Below are 25,842 nucleotides of genomic sequence, written 5' to 3' on the forward strand. Positions count from 1 at the left end.
CTCCGCCCCGCGCCCCGCGGCACCCGCGCAAGGCCCATCGCCCCCGGGTGAGCCCGTCCCTACAATGACGCCATGACGGCAGGCCAGCCCGAGTGGGTGATCCGAGAGGACGCGGGGTCGCCGGTGCTCGTCGCGCTGTATCTACGCCAGGTGCTCGGCATCCGGTCTCCCGAAGACCTGCCCTCCCTGCGGCACGTGCCGGCGGCCGCGGAGACGACGAGAACGGATGCCGCGCAGTCGGAGCTCGAGAGACAGTGGCGCGCCTACTGGGCGTTGACGGTGGAGCCCCAGGCGCATCCCTCCCCCGTCCCGCTCGAACTGGTCGAGGGCTTCGACGGACTCGTGACGCTGCCCATCGAGGGCGCGGAGGCCCTGCGCGACGCCGCGTCGCCCTTCGCCGACGAGGCCACCGACTTCGCTCAGCAGGCGCACGGACGGTACGCGCGCGAGACGTCGGCACGGCCGGGGGTGTCGTATCGCGCCTACGCCAGCGCAATCGCGGCGCACGAACGCATCGTCGGTCGTCGCGCGCACTCGTTCGAGCTGAACGTGCAGATCCTGCCGCTGGCTCAGCGCGGAGTGTGGTGGATCGGCTCGCTCACGGTCGCCGTGACCGACGGTCTGCGCGGAGACGTGGCGGCATTCGACTCCGCGATCCACCCGATCATCGCGGAGCTCGCCTGAGCGTCAGACGCCGTGCTGCTCGTGGTCGACGATGACCTGGCGGGTGCGTCCACCGAGGACGCGCTCGAAGATCAACGCGACGATGGCCGCCACCGTCACACCGGCGACGACGCAGATCAGCGCGGTGAAGCCGAACACCTGCAGCTGCGAGTACACGACCTGCGTGTACGGGCTCACGTCGGTGCTGTCGATCGCGAACGTGAGGATGAGGGCGACCAGGATGCCGACGAACGCGCCCGCGGCCAGGAAAACGCCGTACTTGGGGGCGCGACGAACGCTGGCCGTCTCGATCTCATCGCGTGAGAAGGACGGTCGTTCGGGGGCGGGCTGATCGGCCATGACTCCATTGTCCCACCACCGCGTCGCAGACGGGGCGCGCGGGATGCAATCGAGCAGCGAGCACTGACGCCCCACCCCGAGCGGCGCAACGTGCACACCCGGCACGCCGACGCCTTACACCTCGTGGAGCGGGAATGAGGTGGTCGGATCTACTCAGCGCCCTTCAACGCCCCCAGCACGTCAACCCGACGCAGACGACGCGCCAGGAGGAAAGATGCGCTCAGGCCGCACCCCACGACGATGACGACGCACAGCGCGATGGCGGCCGGCGATGCGGCCGGTGCGTAGACGATGCGGTCCGTGCGGAAGACCGCGAGGTACGCCGACAGAAAGGCGATGCCGGTAGGGATGCCGATGAGCGCACCGGCGACGGTGACGGCGACGTTCTCGCGCAGCAGGAGCGCTCGGATCTCGCGCGGACGCACTCCCAGCACCGCGAGTGTGGCGTAATCGCGGGTGCGCTCGGCGAATGCCAGAGCGCCCAGGTTCACCAACACGACCATGGTCAGCAGCAGCCCAAACCCTTTGATGAGCGCGAAGACGTCGCCGAGGCCGTCGATCACCTGCTCGGCGTTCGCGCGCCGGGCGTCGTGTGTCAGGACGCTCGCGATTCCGGGTCGACCGTCGAGGACCTCGGCGGCCTCAGCCCCCCTTGCAAGCAGCACGTTCGGTTCGAAAACGCCGCCCGCGCGCTCCCACGCGGACCGCGAGAGGAAGAGTCCCTGCGGCTCCGCCGCGTCAGTGACCCCGCGCACGGTGACGGCGACGCCCCTCGCGGAGCCAGGCGGAAGCACCGTGACCTCATCCCCGAGCGCGATCCCGCGCGCGTCGGCGAGCGCGATACTCACGAGCGCACCATCGGCGGGTAGTGCCACGGCGGTGTCAGCGTCCGACAGGCGATAGAGGTCGCCGTCCGACAGGACGTTCACGGCTTCTCCCCCTGACAGAGCGTCACCTGGCGCGAGGAACGTCATCTGCCACTGGACGTCGGCGATTCCGGATGCCAGGGCCTCACCCTGCTGCGACCACGCGCCCGGAGAGAGCCGCGCCTGCGCGTCGAAGAGGTATTGCGATTCGAACGACCGCGCGACCTGGTGGTGCAAGGAATCCGGCATCCCGAATCCCGCGATGAGAAGCGTGGTCCCGCCCACCGTGGCGGCCAGCGCCGTGAGAAGTCGTCCGCGCGCTACCGCGATCTCCCGCAGGCCCCACGCGTTCAGCGGCGACAATCGTCGGAGCCGCGGAAAGACGCGCCGGGCCGTCGCGCCCCCTCCGCGCATCGCCGCGGCCGGCTCCGCGCGCCGCGCCGCGCGAGTGGCGACGACCGACACGATCGACGCACCCGCGACCAGAGCGACCGCCAGCGCCACAGGCGCGGGGGTGTACGCCGGAATCCAGGTGATCAATCCGAAGCTCGACCGTTGAGAATCCAGGACGAAAAGAGAGAGCACGGGGGCGAACGCGAAGCCGACGAAGGCCCCCAGAGCGACGACGACTGCGTACTGGGAGTAGTGCCGTCGCAGCTCCGCGTCGGTGACACCGAGCGCCTTCAGCGTCGCGATGTCGCGCTGCTGCATGTCGACCAGTCGCCGCATCGAGGTGAACATCGCCAGCATCGCGACCACGACGAACAGGCTGAGGAACAACAGAGACAGACTGCGGATCTGTCGAATGCGGTCGGTCAACCCCACCACTCCCGGCTGAGAGGAGCGATCGGATATGGTCAGGCGTTCCGCCCCGAGCAGCCCGGGCGCCTCGGCCATGATCTGCTCAGGCGAGCCCGCCAGGGCAACGGATACACGACTCGGACCGAGAGCTTGCATCTGCTGCCGCGAGACGTAGGCATACCCGTACGCCGCCGGGTCAGGCGCGTACAGACCATCGACGCCGGTATCCGACACCCGGTCGACTGCCCGCACCGAGGCCGCGACGGTGAAGGAGTGATCCGTCCCCGCGATCCGTAGCCGCACGGTGTCCCCCACCCGAAGCGCGTGCGCCGAAGCGAACGCGGCGTCGAGAGCGATCTGGTCGTCCGAGAGACCGTCCAGGCCTCCGTCGACCGATTCCGGGACGTCGATCCGTTCCGGCAGCGCGCTTACGACGAGGACGCTTCGACCATCGACGACGGTCGCATCGACGAGACCCGACGTCTCCGCATCCGAGACCCCCGAAAGACCCCGCAGCGCGTCGAACTGTTCGGGCGACACGGACGACGCGGTGATCCAGACGTCGGCGAGGTGGGCCTCGGCATCCATCCGCTCCTGCTCGACCTGCATCCCCCGCCACCCGCCCTCGAGCCCGCCGTAGACGGCGAGGCACAGCGCGCTCATGACGAAGACGGCGCCGAACTGCGCCGCGCGGATCCGCAGATCGCGTATGAGCTTGCGACGCAGCAGGGCCGGGACGCTCATGAGACGGGCGGGCGGGAGTCGGCCACGACCCGCCCATCGCGCATCGCCACGATGTGATCAGCGAGGTCGCGGATCGCGGGGTCGTGCGTGACCACCGCCACGATCGTGCGGCCCTCGCGGGCGACGTCCGTCAACAGGGCCATCACCTCGACCCCGGATGCCGAGTCGAGGGCTCCCGTCGGCTCATCGCACAGCAGCACGTCGGGCCCCTTCGCCAGCGCCCGCGCGATCGAGACCCGCTGCATCTGGCCGCCCGACAGCTGCGGAGGAAAATGGCCTGCGCGATCACGCAGCCCGACGCGCTCGAGCAGTTCGATCGACGTCGGCACGTCCGCGCGTTTACGAGATGGGAGGCGGCGCGCCAGCTCGACGTTCTCGAGGGCCGTGAGCTGCGGGAGCAGGTTGTAGAACTGGAACACGAATCCGACGCGGTCGCGACGGAACTCCGTGAGCTTTCGCGGGCCCGTGCCCGTGAACGTGGCGCCGTTCAGTTCGGCATGACCAGAGTCGGGTGTGTCCATCCCTCCGAGCACGTTCAGCAGCGTGCTCTTGCCCGACCCCGATCGTCCGACTATCGCCGCGAGCCCGCCCGGTCGCAGGTGCACGGAGACCTGATCGAGAGCCATGACCCTTGTCGGTCCCGTGCCGTACTCGCGCGACAGCGCCGTGGCGCGCAGCCCGGTTCCGGATGCCATCTGCTGCGTCCTTCAGTGCTGGTAGATCACGCCGCCGTAGAGCGTGCCCGACCCTGTCCCGACGAGGAGGAGACGCTCGCCCTCGGCGATCTGCGCCCGGTGGAGCGCGACGGGAATACTCGCCGCGATCGTGTTGCCGAGCTCGGGGAGCGTGACGACGACCTTCTCGGGCGACCACAGCTTCGCCATCAGTTCGATGCCCGCGCGGCTGGTCTGATGCGGCACGACCCTATCGACGCTCGGCGCCCCCTTGCTCAACTTCGGTTCGATGCTCTCAAGGAACCGGGGAAGGACCCTTAGCGCACCCCCCATGAGTTTCATGCCGTCCATATCGAACTGGTAGTCCGTTGCATTCCCCCGGACAGATCCGGCCGGGAGACGCGAGCCACCTCCCCGAATCTCGGCCGACCGGACACCCTTCGTATCGAGCAAGAACTGCGACGAGACAACGCCCTGCTGAGGGTTCACCGGTCGGCTGACGACCACCGCGCCCGCAGCGTCCCCGATCAGTAATGAGCTTTCGAGCTGATCGAAATTCAGCCCTCGACTGCCGCCCTCCATCGACACCACGAGGACGTTTTGGGCACGGCCCGAACTGACCAGGAATGCCGCTTCGCGCAGCGCGAAGAGAAAGGAGAGACACGTCCCGTGCATCGAGTACGCGTACCCACCCATCGGCAGACCGAGCGCAGCCGCGATGATCGAACCGCCATCGGGAATCGGCTGCAGGGGCGTGCCTGAGGCGTTGATGACGACATCGATGTCCGCCACCGAGAGGTTCGCGGACTTCAGCGCTCGGTGCGCGGCTTCGATGCCGAGATCAAGCGGGTCCTCTCCGTCGCTGAGCCAGCGACGAGTGACGACGCCCGAACGTCTGATCGCTTCCTCGGTCGTGATACCGCACAGTCGCGCGACCTCCTCGGTGTGAACCACACGCGACGGCAAAGACACGCCCGTCCCAGAAATACGGCATGCAAGCAAAGACATCGGCAGCCCCCCGGTAGTCGATAGCGCCACGTACGCGACGCATTCACCGAGGTTGGCGCGGGCCGCGCCCACCCCTCACGAGCGCAGCTCACGATGTGGAGGGTGAGTCCTGACCGCGCACTGGATCGAGGGCACGGGATCACAGCGCCACACGGGTGGGAAGTGCCTCTTCGGTCCTCAGGTTCTTGCTCGGAAGTTTCGCCCACCGATTAGCCCGACGCCACAGCCCGCGAAGTGCTCGGCCATCCACTCCGACGTGAAGCGTTCTCTGCCGATCACACGGGACGGACCGAGATCAGAACGGCGGACCCGTCAGGGTCGATCGCGCGCGACGACGCCATGCCCTACGGCCGCAACGGCAACAGCGCGCTCAGGTCGGCGCGGACGCCCGAGGCGACGATGCGGCCGGCGGCGACGGCATCCGTCCAGTGCTCCTGGCCCGTGGCGACGGCGATCCAGGTGGCGGCGTCGGTCTCGACGACGTTGGGCGGGGTTCCGCGCGTGTGACGGGGCCCCTCGATCACCTGTACGGCACCGAAGGGCGGCACCCGCATCTCGACGGAGTTGCCCGGGGCCTTCTCGGCGAGCAGCTGCAACAGGTAGCGCACGGCGGTCGCCGTCGCCGGGCGCGGGGCGTCGCCGGCGGCCACCGCCTCGAGGGCGGCCCGGCCGTCGCCGGTCTCGATACGACGTGGGGGCATGGCATCCACGGTACTCGCGGGGCACGCGCGCGGGCCGCGTGCCCGTCCGCCGCACGACCGCGACCGCGCGTACCTGCCGCGCAGCCCGCACCGCACGGGCCGCCGCCGCACGGGCCACCGCTGCACCGGCCGTGCCGTGCGCGCGCCACGCGCGAAGAGCCCGCTCGGTAGGCTGGCCGCGTGAGAATCCTGGTCCTCGGTTCGGGCGCGCGCGAGCACGCCATCATCCTCGCCCTGCGCTCCGAAGAGGCATCGCACGCGATCTTCGCCGCCCCGGGCAATGCCGGCATCGCGCGCGACGCTCACCTCGTCGCGCTCGATGCGAACGACCCCGCCGAGGTGCTCACGTTCGCGAAGGACGAGGCGATCGACCTCGTCGTCGTCGGACCCGAAGCACCGCTGGTCGCCGGAGTCGCCGACGCCCTGCGCGAGCACGGCATCCCGGTCTTCGGTCCGGGCAAGGCCGCCGCGCAGCTCGAGGGCTCGAAGACCTTCGCGAAGCGGATCATGGATGCCGCGGGCGTCCCCACCGGACGCGCGGTGCGCGCTGCCGACCTCCCCACCGTCGAAGCCGCGCTCGACGAGTACGGCGCGCCCTACGTCGTCAAGGCCGACGGACTCGCCGCGGGCAAGGGAGTGATCGTCACCTCCGACCGCGAGGCCGCGATCGCGCACGCCACGACCTATCTCGCCACCGGCGCGGTGCTGGTCGAGGAGTTCCTCTCCGGCCCCGAGGTGTCGCTGTTCTTCCTCAGCGACGGCGACCACGTGCTCCCGTTGAGCCCCGCGCAGGACTTCAAGCGCCTCCGCGACGGCGACGAGGGACCGAACACCGGCGGCATGGGCGCGTACTCGCCGCTGCCCTGGCTCGATGAGCGGTTCGGCAGCGAGGCCGATTTCGTCGACCAGGTCACCCGCGAGATCGCGGAGCCCGTGATCCGGCAGATGGATGCCGAGGGCACCCCGTTCATCGGACTCCTCTACGCCGGCCTCATCCTGACCGACAACGGCATCAAGGTCATCGAGTTCAACGCCCGATTCGGTGACCCCGAGACCCAGGTCGTGCTCCCCCGCCTCATCGACCCGCTGTCGGAACTGCTGCTCGCCGCGGCCTCGGGAACGCTCGAGGACCGCCCGCGCCCCGCCTTCGCCGAAGCCGCCGCCGTGACGGTCGTGCTCGCGAGCGAGGGATACCCCGAGGCACCGGTCACCGGTCGCCCCCTGCCCGGCATCGACGACGCCGACGAGGTCGACGGCGTCCACCTCGCCCACGCCGCGACGGCGGCATCCGGTAACGGATTCACGGCGACCGGTGGGCGCGTGCTCAGCGTCGTCGCCCTGGGGTCGACGTTCCGCGAGGCGCGCGCCGCCGCCTACGCGGGACTCGAGCGCATCGGCCTCGAGGGTGGCCAGTACCGCACCGACATCGCCGCGAAGGTCGCCGCGGACTGACCCGCGCCGCTACCCTCTGGCCATGGTCGACAGGGATGCCATGGCCCGCGCGCACGAGGTCTTCGACCCGATCGCGGAGCGGCAGTGCCTGCTGCCCGACATCGACATCGGTCGCATGTTCGGTACGGAGGGGCTGCGCGTCCGCGCGAAGGTGTTCGCGTTCGTCGTGCACAACGGCTCGCTGGTCGTGAAGCTCTCGGAGGAGCGCGCGGGCGAGCTCATCGTCGAGGGCCGCGCGGGCCCCATGGTCATGCGCGGTCGACCCCTGCGCGAGTGGGTCGAGGTGCCGATGGATGCCGGAGCGGCGACGTGGGCCGACCTGATCGACGAGGCGCGGGTCTTCGTCGACGCGATCACGCCCTGAGCGTCGAGCGGCGTCAGCGCCGCACCGGATCCCCACCGCCCGCGAGGAACCGCTCGAGGTCGCGACGCGTCGGGGCCGCCTCCCAGTCACCGGGAACGAGGCAGGCCATCGCTCCGCACGCGTTGCCTCGGACGAGGGCGTCCTCGGTGGGTGAGTCTTCGAGCCACGCGCTGAGGTAGCCGGCGACGAACGCATCGCCCGCCCCGACCGTGTCGAGCGGCTCGATCACGAAACCGAGCGCCTCCGTCAGACCCTCGGGGGTGAAGACGGCGGCACCCTCGGGTCCGCGCTTGACGACCACCTGCGCGACTCCCGCCGCGAGGAGCGAGGCCGCGGCATCCGGCCCCAGCAGGTCGAGCTCCTCGACGCCCCCGAACACGAGCGTCGCGCGCTCCGCGATCTCGCGCAGCACCGGACCGGCAATCCCGGCGACGGCGAGCGCCGAACGGTAGTTGATGTCGAAGCTCACCGGAATCCCCGCGGCGCGTGCCCGTTCGACGGCCGCGAGCACGGTGGAGCGCGCGGTGTCGGACAGCACGGGCGTGATGCCGGTGACGTGCAGAAGATCGGCATCCTCGATCCACCCGGCCGGCAAGTCATCGGGAGCCAGCCGTGACCCCGCTGATCCGCGGCGGTAGTAGTGCACAGCGGTGGATGCCGCGGACGGGCGCTCCTTGATCATCAGGCCCGTGGGGGCTCCGGCGTCGACGAGCGCGAGAACGTCGAGCCCCTCGCCGCGGAGCTCGCGGGCGATCCGCTCTCCGAGAGGGTCGTCTCCGACACGGCCGAGCCACGCCGCGTCGATGCCGAGGCGTTGCAGCCCGACCGCGACGTTGCTCTCGGCTCCGCCGATGCCGAGCGCGAGCGTCGACGCGTGACGCAACGAGCCGATCTCGGTCGTGCGGGCGAGAGCCATGGTCTCGCCGAGGGTGACGACGCGCGTCATGACGCGCACACCTCCGCGAACCGCTGCGCCCGGTCGCGCAGCGCGCCGAGATCGCCGCCGCGGAACGCGTCACCGAGGAGCGGCCCGCCGACACTGACGGCCACGGCGCCCGCCGCGAGCCAGGCGGCCGCGGAATCGGCATCCACTCCTCCCGAGGGGACCACGGCGATGTCGGGGAACGGTCCGCGCAGGTCTTTCAGGTAGCCGGGGCCGACCTGGCCCGCCGGGAACACCTTCACCGCCGACGCGCCCGCCGACCACGACGAGAACAGCTCGGTCGGGGTGAGGCCGCCGGGGATGATCGGCATGCCGGCGTCCACCGCCCGCGCCACGAGCGCGGGAGAGGTGATCGGCGTGACGACGTAATCGGCGCCGACCTCGATCGCGCGCTCGAGCTGCTCGAGGTCGGTGACCGTGCCGATGCCGAGGTCGCCGTCGAACGACGAGCGCAGGGCAGCGAAGGCGTCGAAGGTGCCCGGGGTCGTGAGCGTCAGCTCGACGCTCTGCACCCCCGCCTCGGCGAGCGCGGTGAGGACGGGTGCGTAGTCCGACGCCGCCGAGGCGCGGGCGACGACGACGAGCTTCGACGCGAGCGTGCGGGCGGGCAGCTCACCAGTCATGGACGGTCCCATCCAGCAGGCGGTTCACCGGCAGGTAGGCCTTGGCGTACTCGAACGTGCCGGCAGCCTCCTCGTCGAGCTCGACGCCGAGACCGGGCTGGTCGCCCGGGTGCAGGAAGCCCTTGTCGAAGGTGAACGAGGTCTGGAAGACCTCCAGCGTCTGCTCGTTGTGCGGCATGTACTCCTGGATGCCGAAGTTGTGGATCGCGAGGTCGAGGTGCAGGGCCGCGGCCATACCGATGGGCGAGATGTCGGTGGGACCGTGGATGCCGGAGCGGATGCCGTAGATCGCGGCGAAGTCGAGGAGCTTCTTCATCGCGGTGATGCCGCCCGTGTGGGTGACGGCCGAGCGGACGTAGTCGATCAGGCGCTCGGTGATGAGCGTCTGGTAGTCGTACACGGTGTTGAAGACCTCGCCGATGGCGAGCGGCGTGGTGGAGTGCTGACGGATGAGGCGCAGCGCCGTCTGGTCCTCGCCGGGGGTGGCGTCCTCGAGCCAGAAGAGGTCGTAGGGCTCGATGTCCTTCGCGAAACGCGCGGCCTCGATCGGCGTCATGCGGTGATGGCCGTCGTGCAGGATCCGCAGGTCGGTCCCGAACTCCTCGCGGATCTGCGCGAACACCCCGGGCATGTGGTTGAGGTACTGGCGCGTGTCCCAGGTCTCCTCGGACGGCCGGTCGCCCGAGCGCTTGGCCGGCTCGTAGTCGTAGCGCACGCCCGGGCCGGTCGACGAAACGCCATAGATCTGTCCGAGGCCGGGGACGCCGGTCTGCACGCGAACGGCCGTGAACCCGAGTTCGCGATACCCGGTGATCGCGTTCGACAGGGCGGCGAAGTCGGTTCCCGAGGCGTGGGCGTAGACCCGCACGCCGTCGCGGCTGGCACCTCCGAGCAGCTGGTACAGCGGCATCCCGGCTTTCTTCGCCTTGATGTCCCACAGCGCCATGTCGACCGCGGCGATCGCGGCCATCGTCACGGGTCCCCGCCGCCAGTAGGCGCCCCGGTAGAGGTACTGCCACGTGTCTTCGATGCGGTCCTCGTCACGGCCGATCAGCATCGAGGCGAGGTGGTCGGAGAGGTACGAGGCGACGGACAGCTCGCGGCCGTTGAGGGTGGCATCCCCCCATCCGACGACGCCGTCGCTGGTGGTGACCTTGAGGGTGACGAAGTTGCGGCCGGGGCTCGTGACGATGACGTCGACGGAGGCGATGCTCATGAGGGTCTTTCTGGTCGAGGGGACGCGCCGGTGGAGCCGGGCTCGTCGAAGGGGGGAGGATGCCGGGCGGACTCGCCGTCACGAGTCCGCCCGGGGCCGCAACGTGGGCGGCCGGGTGCGGGGCCGCGCGATGGCGGCCCCGCGGTTCACATCGCGGCGCGCGGGTCGGTCAGGTCGCGACCGGTCCACTCGGGGGCGACGATCGCGGCGACCAGCGCCGAGGCGGTGAACACGCCCATGAGCACCATGATCGGGACGATGCTGCCGGTGGCGGCGGCCACCCACGCGGCGGCGACGACCGGGCCGACACCGGTGGCGATGATCGCCGCGATCTCGCGGACGACCGCGGTGAGGGTGTAACGGTTGCGGGCACCGAAGATCTCGGGGATCGAGATGTTCTCCATGGATGCCAGACCCAGCACCGAGATGTTGTGGATCAGCGCGTAGCCGACGAAGATCCAGCCCACCTCGCGGGAGTTGATCAGCAGCAGCGTCGGCACGATGAGCAGCAGAGACAGCGCCGACATGACGATGTACATGCGACGGCGGCCGAACTTGTCGCCGAGGAAGCCGACGACAGGGATCGTGACGAAGCCGATCAGCGACGAGACGATGACGATCTCGGGTCCGACCTCCTTGGAGATGGCGAGCGTGATCGTGATGAACGAGATGAGGTAGGTCTGCACGATGCCGGAGTTGCCCGCCTGGCCGAAGCGCAGGAAGAACGACACGAGCACGGCCTTGAGCGGCTTCTTCTGCAGCGACTCGAGCGTGCGGATGTCGTTGGTCTCGGTGGCGACCTTGTGCAGCTCGGCGCGCGAGAGCGCCTTGCCGTCGACGACATCGGTGCGCTCCTCGAAGACCGGGCTCTCCTTGAGGTTGAAGCGCACCCAGAGCGCGAAGAGCATGATGACGGCGCTGCCGATGAAGGGGATCCGCCAACCCCACGCGATGACGTCGCTCTCCATCATCACGGCGAGCAGGATTGCCCAGATGCCGGAGGCGAAGAGCGTTCCGCAGTTCGTGCCGAGGGCGACCAGCGAGGCGACGATGCCGCGGCGGTTGTCGGGGGCGTACTCGGCGAGCATGACGCCCGCACCCGAGATCTCGGCGCCCGCGCCGAAGCCCTGGGCCAGGCGCAGGATCACGAGGAGGATCGGGGCCAGGATGCCGACCTGCTCGTATGTGGGCAGCACGCCGATCAGCGTGGTCGCCGCCCCCATGAGCAGGATCGTGTAGAACAGCACCTGCTTGCGGCCGATCTTGTCGCCGATGCGGGCGAAGACGAACGCGCCGACCGGACGGGCCACGTACCCCACGCCGTAGGTCGCCATCGCGAGCACGACCGCCATCGCGGCGTCGCCCCCGGCGAAGAAGATCTGGCTGAAGACGAGGGCGGCGGCCAGCGAGTACAGCTGGAAGTCCATGAACTCCAGTGCGGTGCCGAGCCAACCCGAGACGGCGGCGCGGGCGAGGTCGCCGACCGACCGCTTGGCGACGGGCGGAGGCGTCGAGGCGTCGACGCCGGGGGCGGAAGAACTGCTCATCGGATTACTCCTTCGTAGTGATGACGGGTGGTGCAGTCGAGTGGCGGGTCAGAGCGAGAGAAGGACCTTGGCGGATGCCGACGAGTCGCGCGCCGTGGCGAACGCGGCGACCGCATCGGCGGCGGGGATGACGTGGGAGACCACCGCGTCGAGGGCGTCGGCCGAGGCGAGCAGGGCGATCGCGTCGTCGATCTCGGTCGAGAAGCGGAACGCGCCGCGTACGGTGAGCTCCTTGGCGAGCATCGGGGCGAGGTTCACGCCGATCTCGGAATCGGGGAGCATGCCGACCTGCACGACGGTGCCGGCTCGACGGGCGGCGCGGACGGCCTGCGTCAGCGCGACGCCCACGCCCGAGCACTCGAACACGACGTCGAAGGACTCGGGGTCGATCGCGTCGGTGCCGACGAGGAACGTCTCGGTCGCGCCGAGCGATCGCGCCCGGTCGAGGGGCTCGGGGCGCACGTCGCTGGCGCCCACGACCGCGGCACCCGCGTTCACCGCCGCGGCGATGACGAGCAGACCGATGGGCCCTGCGCCGATGACGAGGGCGCGCTTTCCCGTCAGGTCGCCCGCGAGGCTCGCCGCGTGGATCGCGACGGCCAGGGGCTCGGCGAGCGCGGCACGCTCCAGGGAGAGCCCCTCGGGGAGGACGCGGATCATGTGCTCCTCGACGACGAGCATCTCGGCGGCACCGCCCTGACGGTGGGGGAAGCCCGCCGCGCTGCCGAGGTAGTCGCCGCCCGCGCGGAGGTGCGGGCGGTCCTCCAACCCCGGAACGGACGGACCGAAGCGCGCGGGGTGCACCGTGACGGGCGTCCCCGGCGCGAGGCGGCCGGAGGGGTCGAGGTCGACCTCGGCCGACAGTTCGTGACCGGGGACGAGCGGCTCGCGCACCGCGTACTCGCCGTTCTTGCCGTGGAAGTAGTAGTGCAGGTCCGATCCGCAGATGCCGACATAGCGCACGCGCAGGCGCACTTCGCCGTCACCCGGCTCGGGGGTGGGACGGTCTTCCCAGCGGATGTCTTCCGCGCCGTGGATCGCGAGAAGCTTCATCGCGTCTCCTTCGTGTCTCGCGCCCCGCAAGGCGCCCGGTGGTCAGAGGGTGGGGCGCGCCAGGCTGCCCGCCGCGGCGAGGCTGTCGGCGATGGCGCTCTCGACGCCACGCTGAACGATCGTGTCGACGAGGTCACCGACCCGATCGACGAAAGCGGTGCGGTGGGCGACGTCGTCGCCGAACAGCCGCAGATCGACGATGGCGCGGTGCGCGACGTCACGTCCGCCGCGCGTGGGCACCGCGGTGAGGCGCTCGCGGGCGGGGTCGGTCATCGCCGCGGCGTGCGGGCCCGGATCGAACCCGGCCGGAGGGGCGATGCAGGCGAGATAGGCCGCGACGGTCAGCGCGATGAGGTGCGGGAACTCGCCGCGGTCGAAGGCGTGGGCGAGCGGGCCCGGGATGCGCTGGGCGAGCTTGACCGATCCGTCCGAACCGACCTGGCTCGTCCGGTGTCCGAGGGCGCTGTTGCCCCACCGCGCGAACAGTTCGCGCTCGTACTGCTCGATGTCGACACCGGCCGGGGCCGAGACCGAGGGCTCGTACTCCCCGCGCAGCACGGCTGCGGCCGCGGCTTCGACATCAGCCAAGGCGATGGCATCCGGGATCGTCGGAACGCCCCGCAGCGCGCCGAGGTAGGCGATGAGCGAGTGGGTGCCGTTGAGCAGGCGCACCTTGAGCTGCTCGTACGCACCGACCTCATCGGTGAACACCGCTCCGCCTGCCTCCCACGCCGGGCGCCCCGCCGCGAAGCGGTCTTCGATCGCCCACATCGTGAACGGCTCGGCCGGGACGGGTGCGTCGTCCCGCAGGCCCAGCAGCGCAGCGACACGGTCGGTGAACTCGCCGGTGGTCGAGGGGACGATGCGGTCCACCATGCTCGAGGGGAAGGTCACGGCGCTGTCGAGGTAGGCCAGGACGTCGGCGCCCTCGGCATCCGGAAGCTCCTGCAGGAACTCGCGGACGAGCTTCTCGGTGTGCGAACCGTTGGACAGCAGGTTGTCGCAGCTGAGGATCGAGAGCGGCGCGCCACCGGCCGCGGCGCGCGCCTGGAGCCCGCGGGCGAGCTGACCGATGGTCGAACTCGGCGCTCCCCCGCGCAGGTCGGCGCGCACCCGCGGATCGGTGACGTCGAGGCGCTGCGTCGACGGCGAGAAGCTGTATCCGTTCTCGGTCACCGTGAGCGTCACGACGCGGAGGGACGGGTCGGCGAGGTCGGCGACCACTCGGGCCGGATCGTCGGCGGCGACGTACGAGTCGGTGTGGGCGCCCGGGATGCTGAGCGTCGTTCCCTCGGGCGAGATCGTGGCGACCGAGTAGAGGTGATCCTGGGCGTGCAGGGCGTCGACGACCCGGCGGGAGCGCGAGGCGACGCCGATGATGCCCCAGTCGCCGCCTTCGGCGCGAAGGGCGGCGGCGGTGTAGACCGCCTGGTGCGCGCGGTGGAAACTTCCGAGACCGAGGTGGAGGATGCCGGCGGCTCCCGGTGCCGCGGGAACGGCCACGGACGCCTGCGCTCCGCGTCGAAGGCTCGCGGTCGGTCCGGAGGGATCGTCGATGATCGGCATACAAGGAGTGTGCAGTGTTTGTACAAACTTGTCAACTGTTTACACAGCGTGATGCACGATGATGGGACGACAGCTCGAAGGAGAAGGAATGGCGGCAACCCTCACCGACGTCGCCCGGCACGCCGGGGTCTCCATCGCCACGGCTTCCCGCGCCTTCGGCGAGCCCGATCGACTCGCCGCCGCCACGCTCGAACGCGTGCGTCTCGCCGCCGCCGAGCTCGGCTACACCACCTCGCAGGTCGCGACGGGAGCGCGGACGATCGCGGTCGTCGTTCCGGATGCCGCGAACCCGGTCTACGCGACCCTCCTCAAGGCCATCCAGGGGCAGGCGTGGCACGGCCGCCACCGCATCGTGCTCTATGACGCCGACGAAGACCTGCGCCGCGAGCGCGAGTCGATCGAACTTGCGGGCAAGGCCGACGGCCTGCTGCTCTGCTCCCCGCGCTTGCCCGAGGCGGACGTGCTCGCGCTCATCGGCGATACCCCGCACGTCGTCATCAACCGCCTCATCCCCGGGGTCGCGTGCGTCATCATGGACGCCGACCGGGGTCCGAGCCAGGCCGTCGAGCACCTCGCCGCCCTCGGTCACACGCACATCGCGTACGCCTCCGGCCCGCACGGCTCGTGGGCCGACGACCAGCGCGCGCACACCGTCGGTCGCGCGTGCGAACGGCACGGCATCCGCCTGACGCGCCTCAGCAATCACGCGGCGTCGATCCAGGGCGGGCGGGCGAGCGCGGCGGCGGCCGTCGCGAGCGGCGCGACCGCCGTGATCGCGTACAACGACCTCGTGGCCCTGGGCCTCGAGGCGGGGATGAGCGAGCTCGGCCGCGTCTGCCCCGACGACGTGAGCATCGTGGGCATCGACGACATCGAGCTCGCCGGCGCGGTCACCCCGAGCTTGACCACCGTGCGCATGCCGATCGCGCGCTCCGGAGCCCTCGCCGTCGAGCTCCTGCTGCAGTCGATGGCCGGCACGACCCCGGACGAGGCAGCGGTCCTGCCGTCGGAACTGATCGTGCGCGGCTCGACGGCACCCCCGCGCGGCTAGCGGCGGGAGTTTCGTCCGACCGGAGCGACACGAGCCCGGGCGCCGTGGGCCACGGGCTGCGGGCCGCGGGCAGTGGGCCGTGGGCCGTCACGCGGACTCCACACCCGACACGCCGACCCCGGATGCCGCCACCCCGGCGTTTCACCACGAACTCCGCACGACGGTACCGCGAGTCCACCGCCGCGGCGGGCGGGCGACGAGGCGCGCGCGGCGCGGATCAGCCGCGGGCGGCGACCATCGCCTCCACGTCGTCGACGAGACCCGCCGCGCCCGGAGCGGCCTCGATCGCGTCGCCGATCGCTCGCGCGCGGGCCGCGTATCGCGGGTCGCCGAGGATCCGTTGGACGGCCGAGCGGATGGCATCCGGAGTCGGGCGACCCGTGCGCAGGTTCACGCCCACTCCGGCGTGCTGAACACGGGCCGAGGTCTCGACCTTGTCTTCGGAGTCGCCGGCGATGACGATCGGCACGCCGTGGCGCATCGCGTGGTGGAGCCCGCCGTACCCGCCGTTGGTCACGAGCACGCTCGTGCGGGCGAGCAGTTCGTCGTACGGCAGGTAGCTCGCTGCGAAGGCGTTCGCCGGCAGAGGCGGGAGCGTCTCGACGGCGCGCCCGCCCGTTGTCACGGCGACCTGGACGGGCAGATCCGCCAGGGCAGTGAAGGTGGGCTCGATCACCTCGCGGTAGTCGGTGTTGGCGACGGTGCCCTGCGTGACGTGCACGAGTGGGAGGGCCGGGTCGAGCTCGTCGAACCATGCCGGTGCCGGCGTCGGTCGGGCGGCCGCCGTCGCCATGGGGCCGTAGAAGCGCAGGTTGTCGGGGGCGTCCGTGCGGGGGTACTCGAACTCTTCGACCGTGAACTGCGCGAGCAGGTCGCTGCGCGAGAGCACGTCCATGAAGAACGCGCCGTTCAGGGGTGGCGCCCCGACACCGGCGAGGAAGAGGTCCAGCGACCGATGGACCGGCCGCAGCACGGCCTTCGCCGTCACGCCGAGGACCCGATTGCGCAGACGGTTCAGCACCGGCTGACGCAGGGGCGTGATGCCGAGACCGTAAGGCGGGGTATCGCGACTCGAGAATCCCGCGGCGGTGATTCCGCACATGACGGTGAGGGGACGCTCGGAGCGCGGTCGCCCGAAGAGGGTCTGCACCCCCAGGAAGAGCATGTCGTGCAGCACGACATCGACCGGTTCTTCCGCGAGGACGTGCTCCAGGGTGGCCGCCGCGGGGCCGGCGGGATCGAGGAACGCCCGCTCGACACCGCGGTTGATCGTCGCGAGTCCCCGCTCGCGCACGTCGTCGCCCGTTCCGATGTCGTCGAGCGTGTCGGCCTCGGGCGGAAGGGGGAGGAATCGGATGCCGGCCGCCTCGACCATCGATCGGTATCGGGCACCGGTGAGCAGGCGTACGTCCCACCCGCGACGCTGCAGTTCAGTGGCGACGACGAGGAGCGGGCCGACGTGACCGACGGCGGGCATGCTGCAGATGAGGGCGGAGGGGGTCATTTCCCGTTCTTTCCGGACGTCCCCGCCGCGCGTTCACGCGAGATTGTCGGCGAGGTGGATGAGTTGCGCTGTGAGCCACGACCGATACGTGGCGAGGTCCCATCCGCGGGCGACGATGAAGTGCGTCCAGGGATCGGGTCCCGTGATGAGGCCGAGCACGTCGGCGGCGATGGCGACCTGGTCGACGCGGATACGTTCGCGCTGCAGGAACCACCCGGCCCCGATCGTCATGTCGCGGTGACGCCGCATCTCCAGCTCGAGGTAGGCGGAACGCACCTCCGCGTCACTGTCGGCCGCAGCGAGCATGGCCCGGACGATCGCCGCCGATCGCTGATTCGCCTCGATGAGGAAGTCGACGTACCGACCGATCGCCGTATCGGTATCGGGCTCACTCATGATCTCGACGAGCGCGGGACGCTCGGTGAGCGAGTGCCGCCCCTCGTCACCCGCGAAGGTCCGCTCGAAGGCGGCGATCAGCAGAGCATGCTTGGGGCCGTTCAGGTGCACCGTCGGGATCGACACCCCCGCCTCGGCGGCGATCGCCTTGATGGTGGTGGCGACGTAGCCGTCACGGACGAAGAGCCGGCCCGCCGTGTCGACGATGTTCGCGCGCGTGGCGGCGGCCTCTGCCTGCCGTTTGGGGGACTGATAGCTGCGGGGCACGTCCCACACGCTACTTCGCTGCGGCGACGGCGGTCCGGGCGATGAGCAGCCCCGCGATGATCTGCGCGCCCGTGGACACGAAGTACATCGTGTTCGTCAGGGCCTCGATCGAGCTCGCGTTGATGACGGCACCGAGCGCGAAGCCGATGATCGCCAGCACGAGCATCGCCCACCGCGCGGGGCCGGTGAGCACCCGTGCGCGCGCGATGACGATGCCCCCGACGAGCAGCAGCACGCCCTGGACAGCGCTCATCCCGAAGAGGAAGGCCATCGCGCCGTCGGTGGGCTCCGCGGTCGGCAGCAGGTACGCGGCGAGCAGGTAGAGGCTCTGGTTCGCGAGGAAGAAGGCGCCGAAGCCGAGCAAGGCGATCTTGCCGACGACCGACGGGCCCACAGCGCCCTGACCGTCACCGCGGCCGAGGGCGAGAGGGAACATTGCCGCGACGTGGGCGAGGGTGCTTGCGAGGAACAGCACCCAGAATGCGGCGGCGGGCCCCGGTTCGGAGGATACGTCGGTTCCGACCTCGAGGGCGGTGGCAGCGGTCAGCAGCACACCTCCGGTGAGGATCAGGATGCCGGCGCCCCGGGGCCACGCGCGGCCCGAAACACTCTCGGGAGACGAACGGACGGCAGTGACGGTAGCGCTCATGGGTAGCTCCTTCGAGAGGCAAGGCGGAGAACGTATGAGATGTCCCGCTCTGGTAATTCACCATATAGCCATATAGACCAATACGGGAAGCCCACCTTGAGGCGAACCACGGTCAGGCACGAGTGCGACAAGGGTGAAACCTCGCAGGACTGCGAGTCGACGCGCTGACGCGCACTTTCACAATATTGTCGTATAAGCGATTTTTGATCCGCACGCCACAGCGGATCACGCCTGTGGGCGCGCGGGGGTGGCCGGCCGGGGACCCCGTGAGGCCCGAGGTAGATCCCGCCGGATCAGCGCGCCCCGGGAACGACGACGGGAAGCTCCAGCGTCACCGTCGTCCGCTCGCCCGGATCACTCTCGATGTGCACGCGCCCCTCGTGCGCGTTGACGATCGCGCGCACTCTCGTCAGCCCCAGGCCATACCCCTGGACGGCGCGCGAGCGCGCGTGGGCCGTGCGGTAGAAGCGGTCGAAGACTCGGCGCTGCTCAGCGTGCGAGAGCCCGACTCCCCCGTTCGACACCGTCAACCGGACGCGATCATCGTGCGCACAGCAGGACACGGACACAGGCGATTCCGGCTCGCCGAACTTCACGGCGTTCGTCAGGATCTCGGCGACAGCCTCCTCCAGGCGATCGCGGTCCGCGCGCACCTGAACGCGGGCGGCGTGCGCGACGCGCACGGGCGTCGAGCGCGCGTCGGCGAGCTTCGCGATGCGCCGGGCTGCGGCATCCACGATCTCCCCGATGTCAACGTCGGAGAAACGGAGGTCACGGTCGCAGGCGGTCGCCGACACGAGGTCGGTGATGCGGTCGAGGAGGTCGCCGGCGCGACGGTTGACGACGTCGATGTATTGCCGCAGTTTCGGGTCCTCGTGGCCGACGGCATCGTCGATGAGGGCGAGGAAGCCGGTCACGCTGGTGAGGGGCGTGCGCAACTCGTGCGAGACGGTCCGGAGGAACTGCTCGCGCACCTCGATGGCGTCGGCGAGGTCGGTGACGTCGTGCGCGACGACGACGGTGCCCTGGACGGAACCGTCCGGCCTGCGAAGCTGGTTCGAGGAGGCGAGAACGGCCATCTGCGCATCGGGCGGCCCGAGCCAGGCGAGGTGTCCGCGGAAGATCTCCCCTTGGAGTGCGCGCGGGATGAACTGCTCCTCGGGAGGAATCCGCGTGAGGCGGTCCGCGGCGAGCACGTTCTCTCCCGCGTAGGGGGGCTCGTCGAGACGGAAGCCGGCCGCAGTCGCCATCGTCCGAGCGGCCGCGTTGGCGACTCCGAGACGACCGTCCGCGTCGAAGAATGCCACGCCCGCCTCCACGGTGTCGAGGATCCCTGTCACGAGAGCTTCGGCATCCTGAGCCTCCGACAAGGCCCGCAGCTGTGCACGAGTCGCTTGCGCAAGCTGGCCCTCACGACGCTTCAGCCTCCGTGCAGCGAGGAACGCGGTCACCGCGAACGCGACGATTCCCAGAGGCAGAGTGACGGTGTTCGCCCACTCCGCGGCGGACTGCGGCGGAGCACCCTCGTAGAAGAAACGGAAGGCGACGATGAACACGGAACCGAGAATCGCGAGGGCGACTCCGACCCAGTCGAACGAGTACGCGGCCCAGGCCATGGGGAAGATCGCCAACAGAGTGACACCGGGGAGCACCTCGACGACCTCGGCGCGCACGAAGGCCACGGCGACGATGTCGAGCACCGCCACCGCCAGCAACCATGCCGGCGGAAATCGTTCCCACGGGACCAGCCTGGCAAGGACGGTCGCGACGATGCCGACGGAGAACCCAGCGATCGAGATCGTCTCGACGAGGGTGGGCAGATCGACGATCGCGACGACGACGGCGACGTAGACGAGCCCGAGCACGAAGGGAAGCTGCGTCCGCGCGAAGACGACACGACGGCCTCTCGGGGAACTCCGCAGATCGACGATGTGCACGGGTCGCTTGCACCTGCTCTCGGGCCGGTGGAACGTGTGGGACAGCCGGGAAACGAAACGTATGATATCGGACGCGCATCTCCCCCCACAGCCAACGCGGGCGCGTAGGGCCCGACAGACGCGGAACGCCGCCATCCCCGGGGGAGACGGCGGCGTTCCGGAGCGAGCGCTACTGGCTCGCCGCTGCGTTCGCGGGTTTCGCGGCGGAAGCCGCGTCACGCGGCGCACCGTGAGGGCGGATCATCGCCGGCCGACGCATGAACAACACGGCGACGAGACCCACACCGATCACGATGATCGGCAGGACGAGCGACTGCCCCATCGCCTGCGAGAAGCCGCCGACCACCTGCGGCGGCAAAGCCCCGCCGCCGAAAGAGGCCGAGGCATCCGCTGCCCCGGGCAGGTTCGCCTCGAGGCGCGCCTGCATGAAGGCGGCGATGGATGCCGAGCCGATGACCGATCCGACGGTCCGGGTCGTGTTGTAGATGCCGGCGCCGGCGCCCGCCTGGCGCGGCGGCAGGTTGCGCGTCGCGGTGGTCGCGAGCGGACCCCACATTCCGGCGTTCCCGACCCCCATCAGCGCGGACGGGATGAGGAAAGCCCAGATCGGGGCATCGTTCAGAATGAGCGCGACGTAGATGCCGAGCGATCCGCCGACGAGCAGCAGCCCCGGCACGAGCAGGAAGCGCGGGTCGGTGCGGTCGAGGAGCTTGCCGGCGAACGGAGCGAGCACGCCCGAGAGGATCGCGAGCGGCACGAGCAGCAGGGCCGACTCGGTCGGGGTGAGGCCGCGCGCGAGCTGCAGGTAGAACATCTGCGGCAGAGCCATGCTCGTCACGGTGAAACCGACCGCGGCGATGGCGAGGTTCGCGACCGAGAAGTTGCGGTCGCGGAAGAGGTCGAGCGGCACGAGGGGCTCCCCCTTGCTGCGCGCCTGCGTCCAGACGAACAGCGCCATGACGACGACACCCGCGGCGACCATCCCCCAGATCCACGCCGCCCACGAGTAGTGCTCCCCCTCCTGCAGACCGAAGACGATGAGGAACAGACCGATCGCGCTGAGCACGACGCCGAGGATGTCGAACTTGTGCGCCGTCCGCGGAAGCTGCGGGACGAGGATCATCGCGGCGACGAAACCGATGATGCCGACGGGGATGTTGATGAAGAAGATCCACTCCCATCCGAGGCCGTCGACGAGCAGACCGCCCGCGAGCGGCCCGACGAGGGTCGCGACCCCGGCGGTGGCGCCCCACAGCCCCATGGCCGCACCGCGGTTCTGCGGCGGGAAGGTACGCGTGATCACGGCCATCGTCTGCGGCGTCATGAGCGCGGCCCCCAGGCCCTGAACCGCACGAGCGACGATCAGCACCTCGAGCGAGGGAGCGAGACCGCACGCCAGCGAGGCGAGCGTGAAGATCGCGAGGCCCGTCAGGTAGATGTTCTTCGGACCGAAGCGGTCGCCGAGGCGCCCGGTGATGAGCAGCGGCACGGCGTAGGTCAGCAGGTAGGCGCTGGTGACCCACACGACGTTGTCGAGGTTGTTGGTGTCCGGGTCGAGAGCCGCCTTGATCGCGGGGTTCGCGACCGAGACGATCGTGGTGTCGACGAGGATCATGAAGAAGCCGATGACGAGCGCCCAGAGGGCGGGCCAGGGGCTGCGTTCGTGGGTCTTGTGCGACCCGGTTCGGGTGGATGCCGTCGAGGCGGCGCGGGCGTCGGTCATGCGAATGTCTCCCTCGAGACGCGGTGCTTGTTCTTGATGTGTTCGGGGATCTCGGCGACGCCCCAGGGCAGGGTGCGATCGACGAGACGCGCGCGCAGCGAGTCCTGCCACGCGAGTTCGGCGTCGAGCAGAGCAGCCTGGCGCTGCAGCTCGACCAGGAATTGCTCGGGAGTGTCGCGATCGGCGGCGGACTCGAGACCGGCGCGATGCTCTGCGATGGAGGCTTCGAGCATCGTGCGGCGCTGGTCGAGCAGGGTGACGACCTCGTCGCGCTCGAGGTTGTGTGCTTCGGAGAGGGCGACGCGGAAGTCGCTCTGACGGTCGATCTGTGGCAGCTCGGCGCGGACCCAGTCCTCGACGGCCTGGCGACCGGCATCCAGAAGCGTGTACGTGGTGCGCTCGGGACGGTTCCCCTCGCGGTCGACGCCCACCTCGGCGAGCAGGCCGTCCCGTTCGAGACGAGCGACCGTGTGGTAGATGGTCCCCTTCTGCAGCGGGACGAGCCGGTCGTCGCGGCGCTCTTTCAGCAGGCGCACGAGCTCGTAGGTGTGCATGTCGGCCTCGCGCAGGGTGGCGAGGATCATGACGGCGATCGGGGTGAGGCGGCTGGCGTCTGGCATCCGTCCTCCTCATGGTCCGTGCTGACTAGTCCACGTGGACTATACGCTCATTCGCGCCGCCGCGCGAGCCCGCGCACCAGCACCGCGCGCCCATGCCCACGCCCGCATCCGCGCCCGCACCCGCACCCGCATCCGCGCCCGCACCCGCACCCGCACCCGCACCCGAGCGCAGCGCCGAGTGTCCAAAACACCCGGACGGAATTCCGAAGCGTCCGGGTGTTTTGGACACTGAACGGCCCGACAAGGCGCGGGACCGCGGAGGGGTGAGCGCGGACGTCGCGCGAACGCGCTACGAGTCGGCCGGCGGGGCCGACGGAGGCGTCTCGGCCGAAGGCGCGGAAGACCGCGCCGCGGCGGTCGGTACCGCGCGGCGCACCCAGCGCACCGGGATGCCGAAGATGCCGCGTTGATTGGGCTCCTCGACCTCGAGACCGTAGTGCTCGCCGATCGCGTCGCGCAGCTGCGCCCGCTCGGCCTTGTCGTACGCGCGCATCTCGCGACGGAAGGCCGTCACCGTCGCCCAGCAGATCGCGAGCAGCACGATGCTGAAGGGAAGGGCGATGCTGATCGCCGCGGTCTGCAGGGCGGTGAGCCCGCCCGCGATGAGCAGGGCGAACGCGATGACGGCGGTGGCGAGGGCGAAGAACACGCGGACCCAGTTCTTCGGCTCCTCCTCGCCGCCGGTCGCGATCATGCTCATCACGAGCGCGCCGGAGTCGGCGGAGGTCACGAAGAACACGGCGATGAGGATGAGGAAGCCGACGATCAGCACGACGGAGCCCGGAACACCCTCGAGCATCTGGAACAGTGCCGTCGAGACGTCGACCGACCCATCGGCACCGGTGTACGACGCCGTGCCGGTCAGCTCACCGTAGATCGCGGTGCCGCCGAGGACGGTGAACCACAGGATGCCGACGAGCGTGGGCACCAGGATGACCCCGACGACGAACTCGCGAACGGTGCGACCGCGCGAGATGCGCGCGATGAAGATTCCGACGAAGGGAGCCCACGAGATCCACCAACCCCAGTAGAAGGCCGTCCAGGCGCCCTGCCACGCCACGCCGTCGTCACCCGCGTAGGCGCTGACCGTGAAGGACAGGCCGACGAAGCTCTGGATGTAGTTGCCGATCGACTGCACGACGTCGCGGAGCAGGAACTCGGTGGGACCGACGAAGAGCAGGAAGAGCATCAGGACCCCGGCGAGGACGAGGTTGATGTTCGACAGCCACTTCATGCCCTTGCCGACGCCCGACAGCAGAGAGAAGAGCACCAAGCCGGTGATGACGCCGATGATGATCGCCTGGCTGACGATGTTGGGCGACACGACCCCGAGGAAGTCCAGGCCCGCGCTGATCTGGAGGACGCCGAGACCGAGGGACGTCGCGACGCCGAAGAGCGTTCCGACGAGGGCGGCGACATCGACCGCGTTGCCCCAGCCGCCCTGCACGAGGCGGGCACCGAGGATCGGCTCCAGCGCCCACCGGATGGTGCGCGGACGCTTGCGACGGTGGAAGGCGTAGGCGAGCGCGAGTCCCAGCACGACGTAGATCGACCACGCGTGCACGCCCCAGTGCAGGAAGGTCTGCGACATGGCCTGCTGCGCGAGCTCTGCGGGGGTGCCCGTGACGCCGGGGCGGGGCGAGACGAAGTGGCTGAGCGGCTCGCTCACGCCGTAGAACACCAGGCCGATGCCCATGCCCGCGGCGAACAGCAGCGAGAACCACGACATCGTCGAGAACTCGGGCTCGTCGTCGTCCTGACCGAGCTTGATGTTGCCGAAGCGGCTGAAGCCCATCGCGAGGGCGAAGACGACGAAGAACGCCGCGATCAGCACGTAGTACCAGTTGAAGGTCGAGACGATCGCCGTCTGCACGGTGTCGAATGTGGCCTCGGCCGCGGCGGGGAAGAACAGCGCGAAGGCGATGAACGCCAGAGCGATGGCCGCGGCGGGCCAGAACACCCATCCGCGAATGGTCTTGTGACGACTACCGAGATGGGGATCGATGTTCACCGCGGTATCGGGGGCTGCCTCGGTCATTCCATCAACGGTAGTCAGCGGCGTCCCGCGTGCCGGGGGGCAGGCGCCGCGAAGCGCGGTGTGGCACAATCCGCGCCGGTGCGGAGCGTCCACACCCGCAATAATGAGCGGGTGACCTCCGCTCCCCCCGCCGATCTCGCCGGCTGGCGCCACGTCTACTCCGGCAAGGTGCGCGACCTCTACGTTCCCGCCGACACCGCCGACGACGCCGCGCCCACCCACCTCCTCGTGGTCGCGAGCGACCGCGTGAGCGCATTCGACCACGTGCTCTCCCCCGGCATCCCCGACAAGGGCGTGCTGCTGACGACCCTGAGCCTGTGGTGGTTCGACCAGCTCGCCGGCGGCGACGGAGGGCGTGGCATCCCGAATCACCTCGCTGCCGACCACGTGCTCGCGGGCGACGACGCGGTGGAGCTGATCCCGGATGCCGTGCGCGGACGCGCCATGCTGGTCCGCTCGCTCGACATGCAGCCGATCGAGTGCGTCGTTCGCGGGTATCTCACCGGCTCGGGCTGGGCGGAGTACCGCACGGCGGGAACGGTCTGTGGCATCCCTCTCCCCGAGGGCCTGAACGACGGCGACCGCCTGCCGGAGCCGCTCTACACTCCGGCGTTCAAGGCGCCGATGGGCGAGCATGACGAGAACATCACGTTCGAGCGGTCGGTCGAGATCGTCGGCGCCGAGACCGCCGCGGCGCTGCGCGACCTGTCGCTCGAGATCTACCGCCGCGCGGCGGCGACCGCCGAGGCGCGTGGGCTGATCCTCGCCGACACGAAGTTCGAGTTCGGCTTCGACGCCCAGGGCGTGCTGACCCTGGCCGACGAGGTGCTGACGTCGGACTCGTCTCGATACTGGGATGCCGAGTCCTGGCGCACGGGGACCACTCCGGCCGAGCGGATGGCGAGCTTCGACAAGCAGATCGTCCGCGACTGGCTCGCGGCGAACTGGGACAAGCAGGGCGAGCCGCCCGTGCTCCCGTCCGAGATCGTCGAGCGGACGCGCGAGCGTTACGCCGAACTCCTGCGTCTGCTGACGGCATCCTGACCCGCCCGCGGAGGCTTCGACGAGCTCAGCCA

Annotated in this window: 24 protein-coding genes; 6 read left to right on the forward strand and 18 right to left on the reverse strand. The window is 70.1% G+C overall.

Annotated features, from left to right (window positions below):
• Window positions 1-72: 72 nt before the first annotated feature.
• Window positions 73-684 carry a hypothetical protein gene (locus NS283_RS14195; protein WP_058597510.1) on the forward strand — a complete coding sequence of 204 codons (612 nt, stop codon included), beginning with the start codon at window positions 73-75 and terminating at the stop codon, window positions 682-684.
• A gap of 3 nt (window positions 685-687) precedes the next feature.
• Here the strand turns inward: NS283_RS14195 and NS283_RS14200 are convergent, their stop codons facing one another.
• The 5 genes from NS283_RS14200 to NS283_RS14220 form a co-directional block, all read right to left on the reverse strand.
• The gene (locus tag NS283_RS14200; RefSeq protein ID WP_058597511.1) at window positions 688-1,023 is read right to left on the reverse strand and encodes a hypothetical protein; all 336 of its coding nucleotides are present in this window, start codon (window positions 1,021-1,023) and stop codon (window positions 688-690) included.
• Window positions 1,024-1,172: 149 nt separating this feature from the next.
• Window positions 1,173-3,434 (reverse strand): ABC transporter permease, encoded by a 2,262-nt coding sequence (locus NS283_RS14205; RefSeq protein ID WP_058597512.1) that lies wholly within the window; start codon window positions 3,432-3,434, stop codon window positions 1,173-1,175.
• Window positions 3,431-4,129 (reverse strand): ABC transporter ATP-binding protein, encoded by a 699-nt coding sequence (locus tag NS283_RS14210; protein ID WP_058597513.1) that lies wholly within the window; start codon window positions 4,127-4,129, stop codon window positions 3,431-3,433. Before NS283_RS14210 ends, NS283_RS14205 begins: the two co-directional genes overlap by 4 nt.
• Window positions 4,130-4,141: 12 nt before the next feature.
• Entirely contained in the window at window positions 4,142-5,062 is a 921-nt protein-coding gene (locus NS283_RS14215; RefSeq protein ID WP_206542562.1) for a 3-oxoacyl-ACP synthase III family protein, read from the reverse strand.
• Between the two features lie 398 nt (window positions 5,063-5,460).
• The gene (locus NS283_RS14220; RefSeq protein WP_058597514.1) at window positions 5,461-5,817 is read right to left on the reverse strand and encodes a sterol carrier family protein; all 357 of its coding nucleotides are present in this window, start codon (window positions 5,815-5,817) and stop codon (window positions 5,461-5,463) included.
• Between NS283_RS14220 and NS283_RS18740 the strand changes: the two genes are divergently transcribed.
• Genes NS283_RS18740 through NS283_RS14230 form a run of 3 tightly spaced genes read left to right on the forward strand, consistent with a single transcriptional unit; the run spans window position 5,816 to window position 7,633 of the window.
• Window positions 5,816-6,001, forward strand: a complete 186-nt coding sequence (locus NS283_RS18740; protein WP_153003378.1) for a hypothetical protein — start codon at window positions 5,816-5,818, stop codon at window positions 5,999-6,001. The two genes, NS283_RS14220 and NS283_RS18740, sit on opposite strands and share 2 nt — an antisense overlap.
• Window positions 5,998-7,269, forward strand: coding sequence for a phosphoribosylamine--glycine ligase (gene purD, locus NS283_RS14225; protein ID WP_058597515.1), 1,272 nt, complete (start codon window positions 5,998-6,000; stop codon window positions 7,267-7,269). Before NS283_RS18740 ends, purD begins: the two co-directional genes overlap by 4 nt.
• A gap of 22 nt (window positions 7,270-7,291) precedes the next feature.
• Complete coding sequence (locus NS283_RS14230) at window positions 7,292-7,633, forward strand: TfoX/Sxy family protein (protein WP_058597516.1); 342 nt, start codon at window positions 7,292-7,294, stop codon at window positions 7,631-7,633.
• A gap of 13 nt (window positions 7,634-7,646) precedes the next feature.
• Here the strand turns inward: NS283_RS14230 and NS283_RS14235 are convergent, their stop codons facing one another.
• From NS283_RS14235 to NS283_RS14260, 6 genes are all read right to left on the reverse strand, one after another.
• Entirely contained in the window at window positions 7,647-8,579 is a 933-nt protein-coding gene (locus NS283_RS14235; protein ID WP_058597556.1) for a sugar kinase, read from the reverse strand.
• Window positions 8,576-9,199 (reverse strand): bifunctional 4-hydroxy-2-oxoglutarate aldolase/2-dehydro-3-deoxy-phosphogluconate aldolase, encoded by a 624-nt coding sequence (locus tag NS283_RS14240; protein WP_058597517.1) that lies wholly within the window; start codon window positions 9,197-9,199, stop codon window positions 8,576-8,578. Before NS283_RS14240 ends, NS283_RS14235 begins: the two co-directional genes overlap by 4 nt.
• On the reverse strand, window positions 9,189-10,415 hold the full coding sequence (gene manD / locus NS283_RS14245; RefSeq protein WP_058597518.1) for a D-mannonate dehydratase ManD: 1,227 nt from the start codon (window positions 10,413-10,415) through the stop codon (window positions 9,189-9,191). The genes NS283_RS14240 and manD overlap by 11 nt, the downstream gene beginning before the upstream one ends.
• A gap of 146 nt (window positions 10,416-10,561) precedes the next feature.
• Entirely contained in the window at window positions 10,562-11,962 is a 1,401-nt protein-coding gene (locus tag NS283_RS14250) for an MFS transporter (RefSeq protein ID WP_058597519.1), read from the reverse strand.
• 48 nt (window positions 11,963-12,010) lie between these two features.
• Window positions 12,011-13,015: a zinc-binding dehydrogenase gene (locus tag NS283_RS14255; protein ID WP_058597520.1), complete on the reverse strand. Its 1,005-nt coding sequence runs from the start codon at window positions 13,013-13,015 to the stop codon at window positions 12,011-12,013.
• Window positions 13,016-13,057: 42 nt separating this feature from the next.
• Window positions 13,058-14,581, reverse strand: coding sequence for a mannitol dehydrogenase family protein (locus NS283_RS14260; protein ID WP_058597521.1), 1,524 nt, complete (start codon window positions 14,579-14,581; stop codon window positions 13,058-13,060).
• 88 nt (window positions 14,582-14,669) lie between these two features.
• Between NS283_RS14260 and NS283_RS14265 the strand changes: the two genes are divergently transcribed.
• Window positions 14,670-15,632: a LacI family DNA-binding transcriptional regulator gene (locus NS283_RS14265; protein ID WP_058597522.1), complete on the forward strand. Its 963-nt coding sequence runs from the start codon at window positions 14,670-14,672 to the stop codon at window positions 15,630-15,632.
• 217 nt (window positions 15,633-15,849) lie between these two features.
• Here the strand turns inward: NS283_RS14265 and NS283_RS14270 are convergent, their stop codons facing one another.
• The 7 genes from NS283_RS14270 to NS283_RS14300 form a co-directional block, all read right to left on the reverse strand.
• Entirely contained in the window at window positions 15,850-17,136 is a 1,287-nt protein-coding gene (locus tag NS283_RS14270) for a glycosyltransferase (protein WP_058597523.1), read from the reverse strand.
• Window positions 17,137-17,169: 33 nt separating this feature from the next.
• Window positions 17,170-17,799, reverse strand: a complete 630-nt coding sequence (locus NS283_RS14275) for a TetR/AcrR family transcriptional regulator (protein ID WP_193752691.1) — start codon at window positions 17,797-17,799, stop codon at window positions 17,170-17,172.
• A 10-nt stretch (window positions 17,800-17,809) separates the two neighbouring features.
• Complete coding sequence (locus tag NS283_RS14280) at window positions 17,810-18,448, reverse strand: hypothetical protein (RefSeq protein ID WP_058597525.1); 639 nt, start codon at window positions 18,446-18,448, stop codon at window positions 17,810-17,812.
• A 293-nt stretch (window positions 18,449-18,741) separates the two neighbouring features.
• Complete coding sequence (locus tag NS283_RS14285) at window positions 18,742-20,385, reverse strand: sensor histidine kinase (protein WP_058597526.1); 1,644 nt, start codon at window positions 20,383-20,385, stop codon at window positions 18,742-18,744.
• A 169-nt stretch (window positions 20,386-20,554) separates the two neighbouring features.
• Window positions 20,555-22,108: a DHA2 family efflux MFS transporter permease subunit gene (locus NS283_RS14290; protein WP_058597527.1), complete on the reverse strand. Its 1,554-nt coding sequence runs from the start codon at window positions 22,106-22,108 to the stop codon at window positions 20,555-20,557.
• A complete protein-coding gene (locus NS283_RS14295; RefSeq protein ID WP_058597528.1) occupies window positions 22,105-22,728 on the reverse strand; it encodes a PadR family transcriptional regulator in 624 nt (207 codons plus the stop codon). The genes NS283_RS14290 and NS283_RS14295 overlap by 4 nt, the downstream gene beginning before the upstream one ends.
• Window positions 22,729-23,017: 289 nt before the next feature.
• The gene (locus NS283_RS14300) at window positions 23,018-24,766 is read right to left on the reverse strand and encodes a BCCT family transporter (RefSeq protein ID WP_058597529.1); all 1,749 of its coding nucleotides are present in this window, start codon (window positions 24,764-24,766) and stop codon (window positions 23,018-23,020) included.
• Window positions 24,767-24,877: 111 nt separating this feature from the next.
• On the opposite strand from NS283_RS14300, the gene NS283_RS14305 reads away from it, so the two are divergent.
• A complete protein-coding gene (locus tag NS283_RS14305; protein ID WP_058597530.1) occupies window positions 24,878-25,810 on the forward strand; it encodes a phosphoribosylaminoimidazolesuccinocarboxamide synthase in 933 nt (310 codons plus the stop codon).
• Window positions 25,811-25,842 lie beyond the last annotated feature (32 nt).

It is taken from the genome of Microbacterium testaceum, from assembly GCF_001476285.1.
Classification (GTDB): domain Bacteria; phylum Actinomycetota; class Actinomycetes; order Actinomycetales; family Microbacteriaceae; genus Microbacterium; species Microbacterium testaceum_B.

Coding starts and splice junctions, on each gene's coding strand:
- NS283_RS14195 (WP_058597510.1), top strand. CDS start 73: ATGACGGCAGGCCAGCCCGAGTGGGTGATCCGAGAGGACGCGGGGTCG.
- NS283_RS14200 (WP_058597511.1), bottom strand. CDS start 1,023: ATGGCCGATCAGCCCGCCCCCGAACGACCGTCCTTCTCACGCGATGAG.
- NS283_RS14205 (WP_058597512.1), bottom strand. CDS start 3,434: ATGAGCGTCCCGGCCCTGCTGCGTCGCAAGCTCATACGCGATCTGCGG.
- NS283_RS14210 (WP_058597513.1), bottom strand. CDS start 4,129: ATGGCATCCGGAACCGGGCTGCGCGCCACGGCGCTGTCGCGCGAGTAC.
- NS283_RS18740 (WP_153003378.1), top strand. CDS start 5,816: ATGGCATCCACGGTACTCGCGGGGCACGCGCGCGGGCCGCGTGCCCGT.
- NS283_RS14220 (WP_058597514.1), bottom strand. CDS start 5,817: ATGCCCCCACGTCGTATCGAGACCGGCGACGGCCGGGCCGCCCTCGAG.
- NS283_RS14230 (WP_058597516.1), top strand. CDS start 7,292: ATGGTCGACAGGGATGCCATGGCCCGCGCGCACGAGGTCTTCGACCCG.
- NS283_RS14235 (WP_058597556.1), bottom strand. CDS start 8,579: ATGACGCGCGTCGTCACCCTCGGCGAGACCATGGCTCTCGCCCGCACG.
- NS283_RS14240 (WP_058597517.1), bottom strand. CDS start 9,199: ATGACTGGTGAGCTGCCCGCCCGCACGCTCGCGTCGAAGCTCGTCGTC.
- manD (WP_058597518.1), bottom strand. CDS start 10,415: ATGAGCATCGCCTCCGTCGACGTCATCGTCACGAGCCCCGGCCGCAAC.
- NS283_RS14250 (WP_058597519.1), bottom strand. CDS start 11,962: ATGAGCAGTTCTTCCGCCCCCGGCGTCGACGCCTCGACGCCTCCGCCC.
- NS283_RS14255 (WP_058597520.1), bottom strand. CDS start 13,015: ATGAAGCTTCTCGCGATCCACGGCGCGGAAGACATCCGCTGGGAAGAC.
- NS283_RS14260 (WP_058597521.1), bottom strand. CDS start 14,581: ATGCCGATCATCGACGATCCCTCCGGACCGACCGCGAGCCTTCGACGC.
- NS283_RS14265 (WP_058597522.1), top strand. CDS start 14,670: ATGGCGGCAACCCTCACCGACGTCGCCCGGCACGCCGGGGTCTCCATC.
- NS283_RS14270 (WP_058597523.1), bottom strand. CDS start 17,136: ATGACCCCCTCCGCCCTCATCTGCAGCATGCCCGCCGTCGGTCACGTC.
- NS283_RS14280 (WP_058597525.1), bottom strand. CDS start 18,448: ATGAGCGCTACCGTCACTGCCGTCCGTTCGTCTCCCGAGAGTGTTTCG.
- NS283_RS14290 (WP_058597527.1), bottom strand. CDS start 22,108: ATGACCGACGCCCGCGCCGCCTCGACGGCATCCACCCGAACCGGGTCG.
- NS283_RS14295 (WP_058597528.1), bottom strand. CDS start 22,728: ATGCCAGACGCCAGCCGCCTCACCCCGATCGCCGTCATGATCCTCGCC.
- NS283_RS14300 (WP_058597529.1), bottom strand. CDS start 24,766: ATGACCGAGGCAGCCCCCGATACCGCGGTGAACATCGATCCCCATCTC.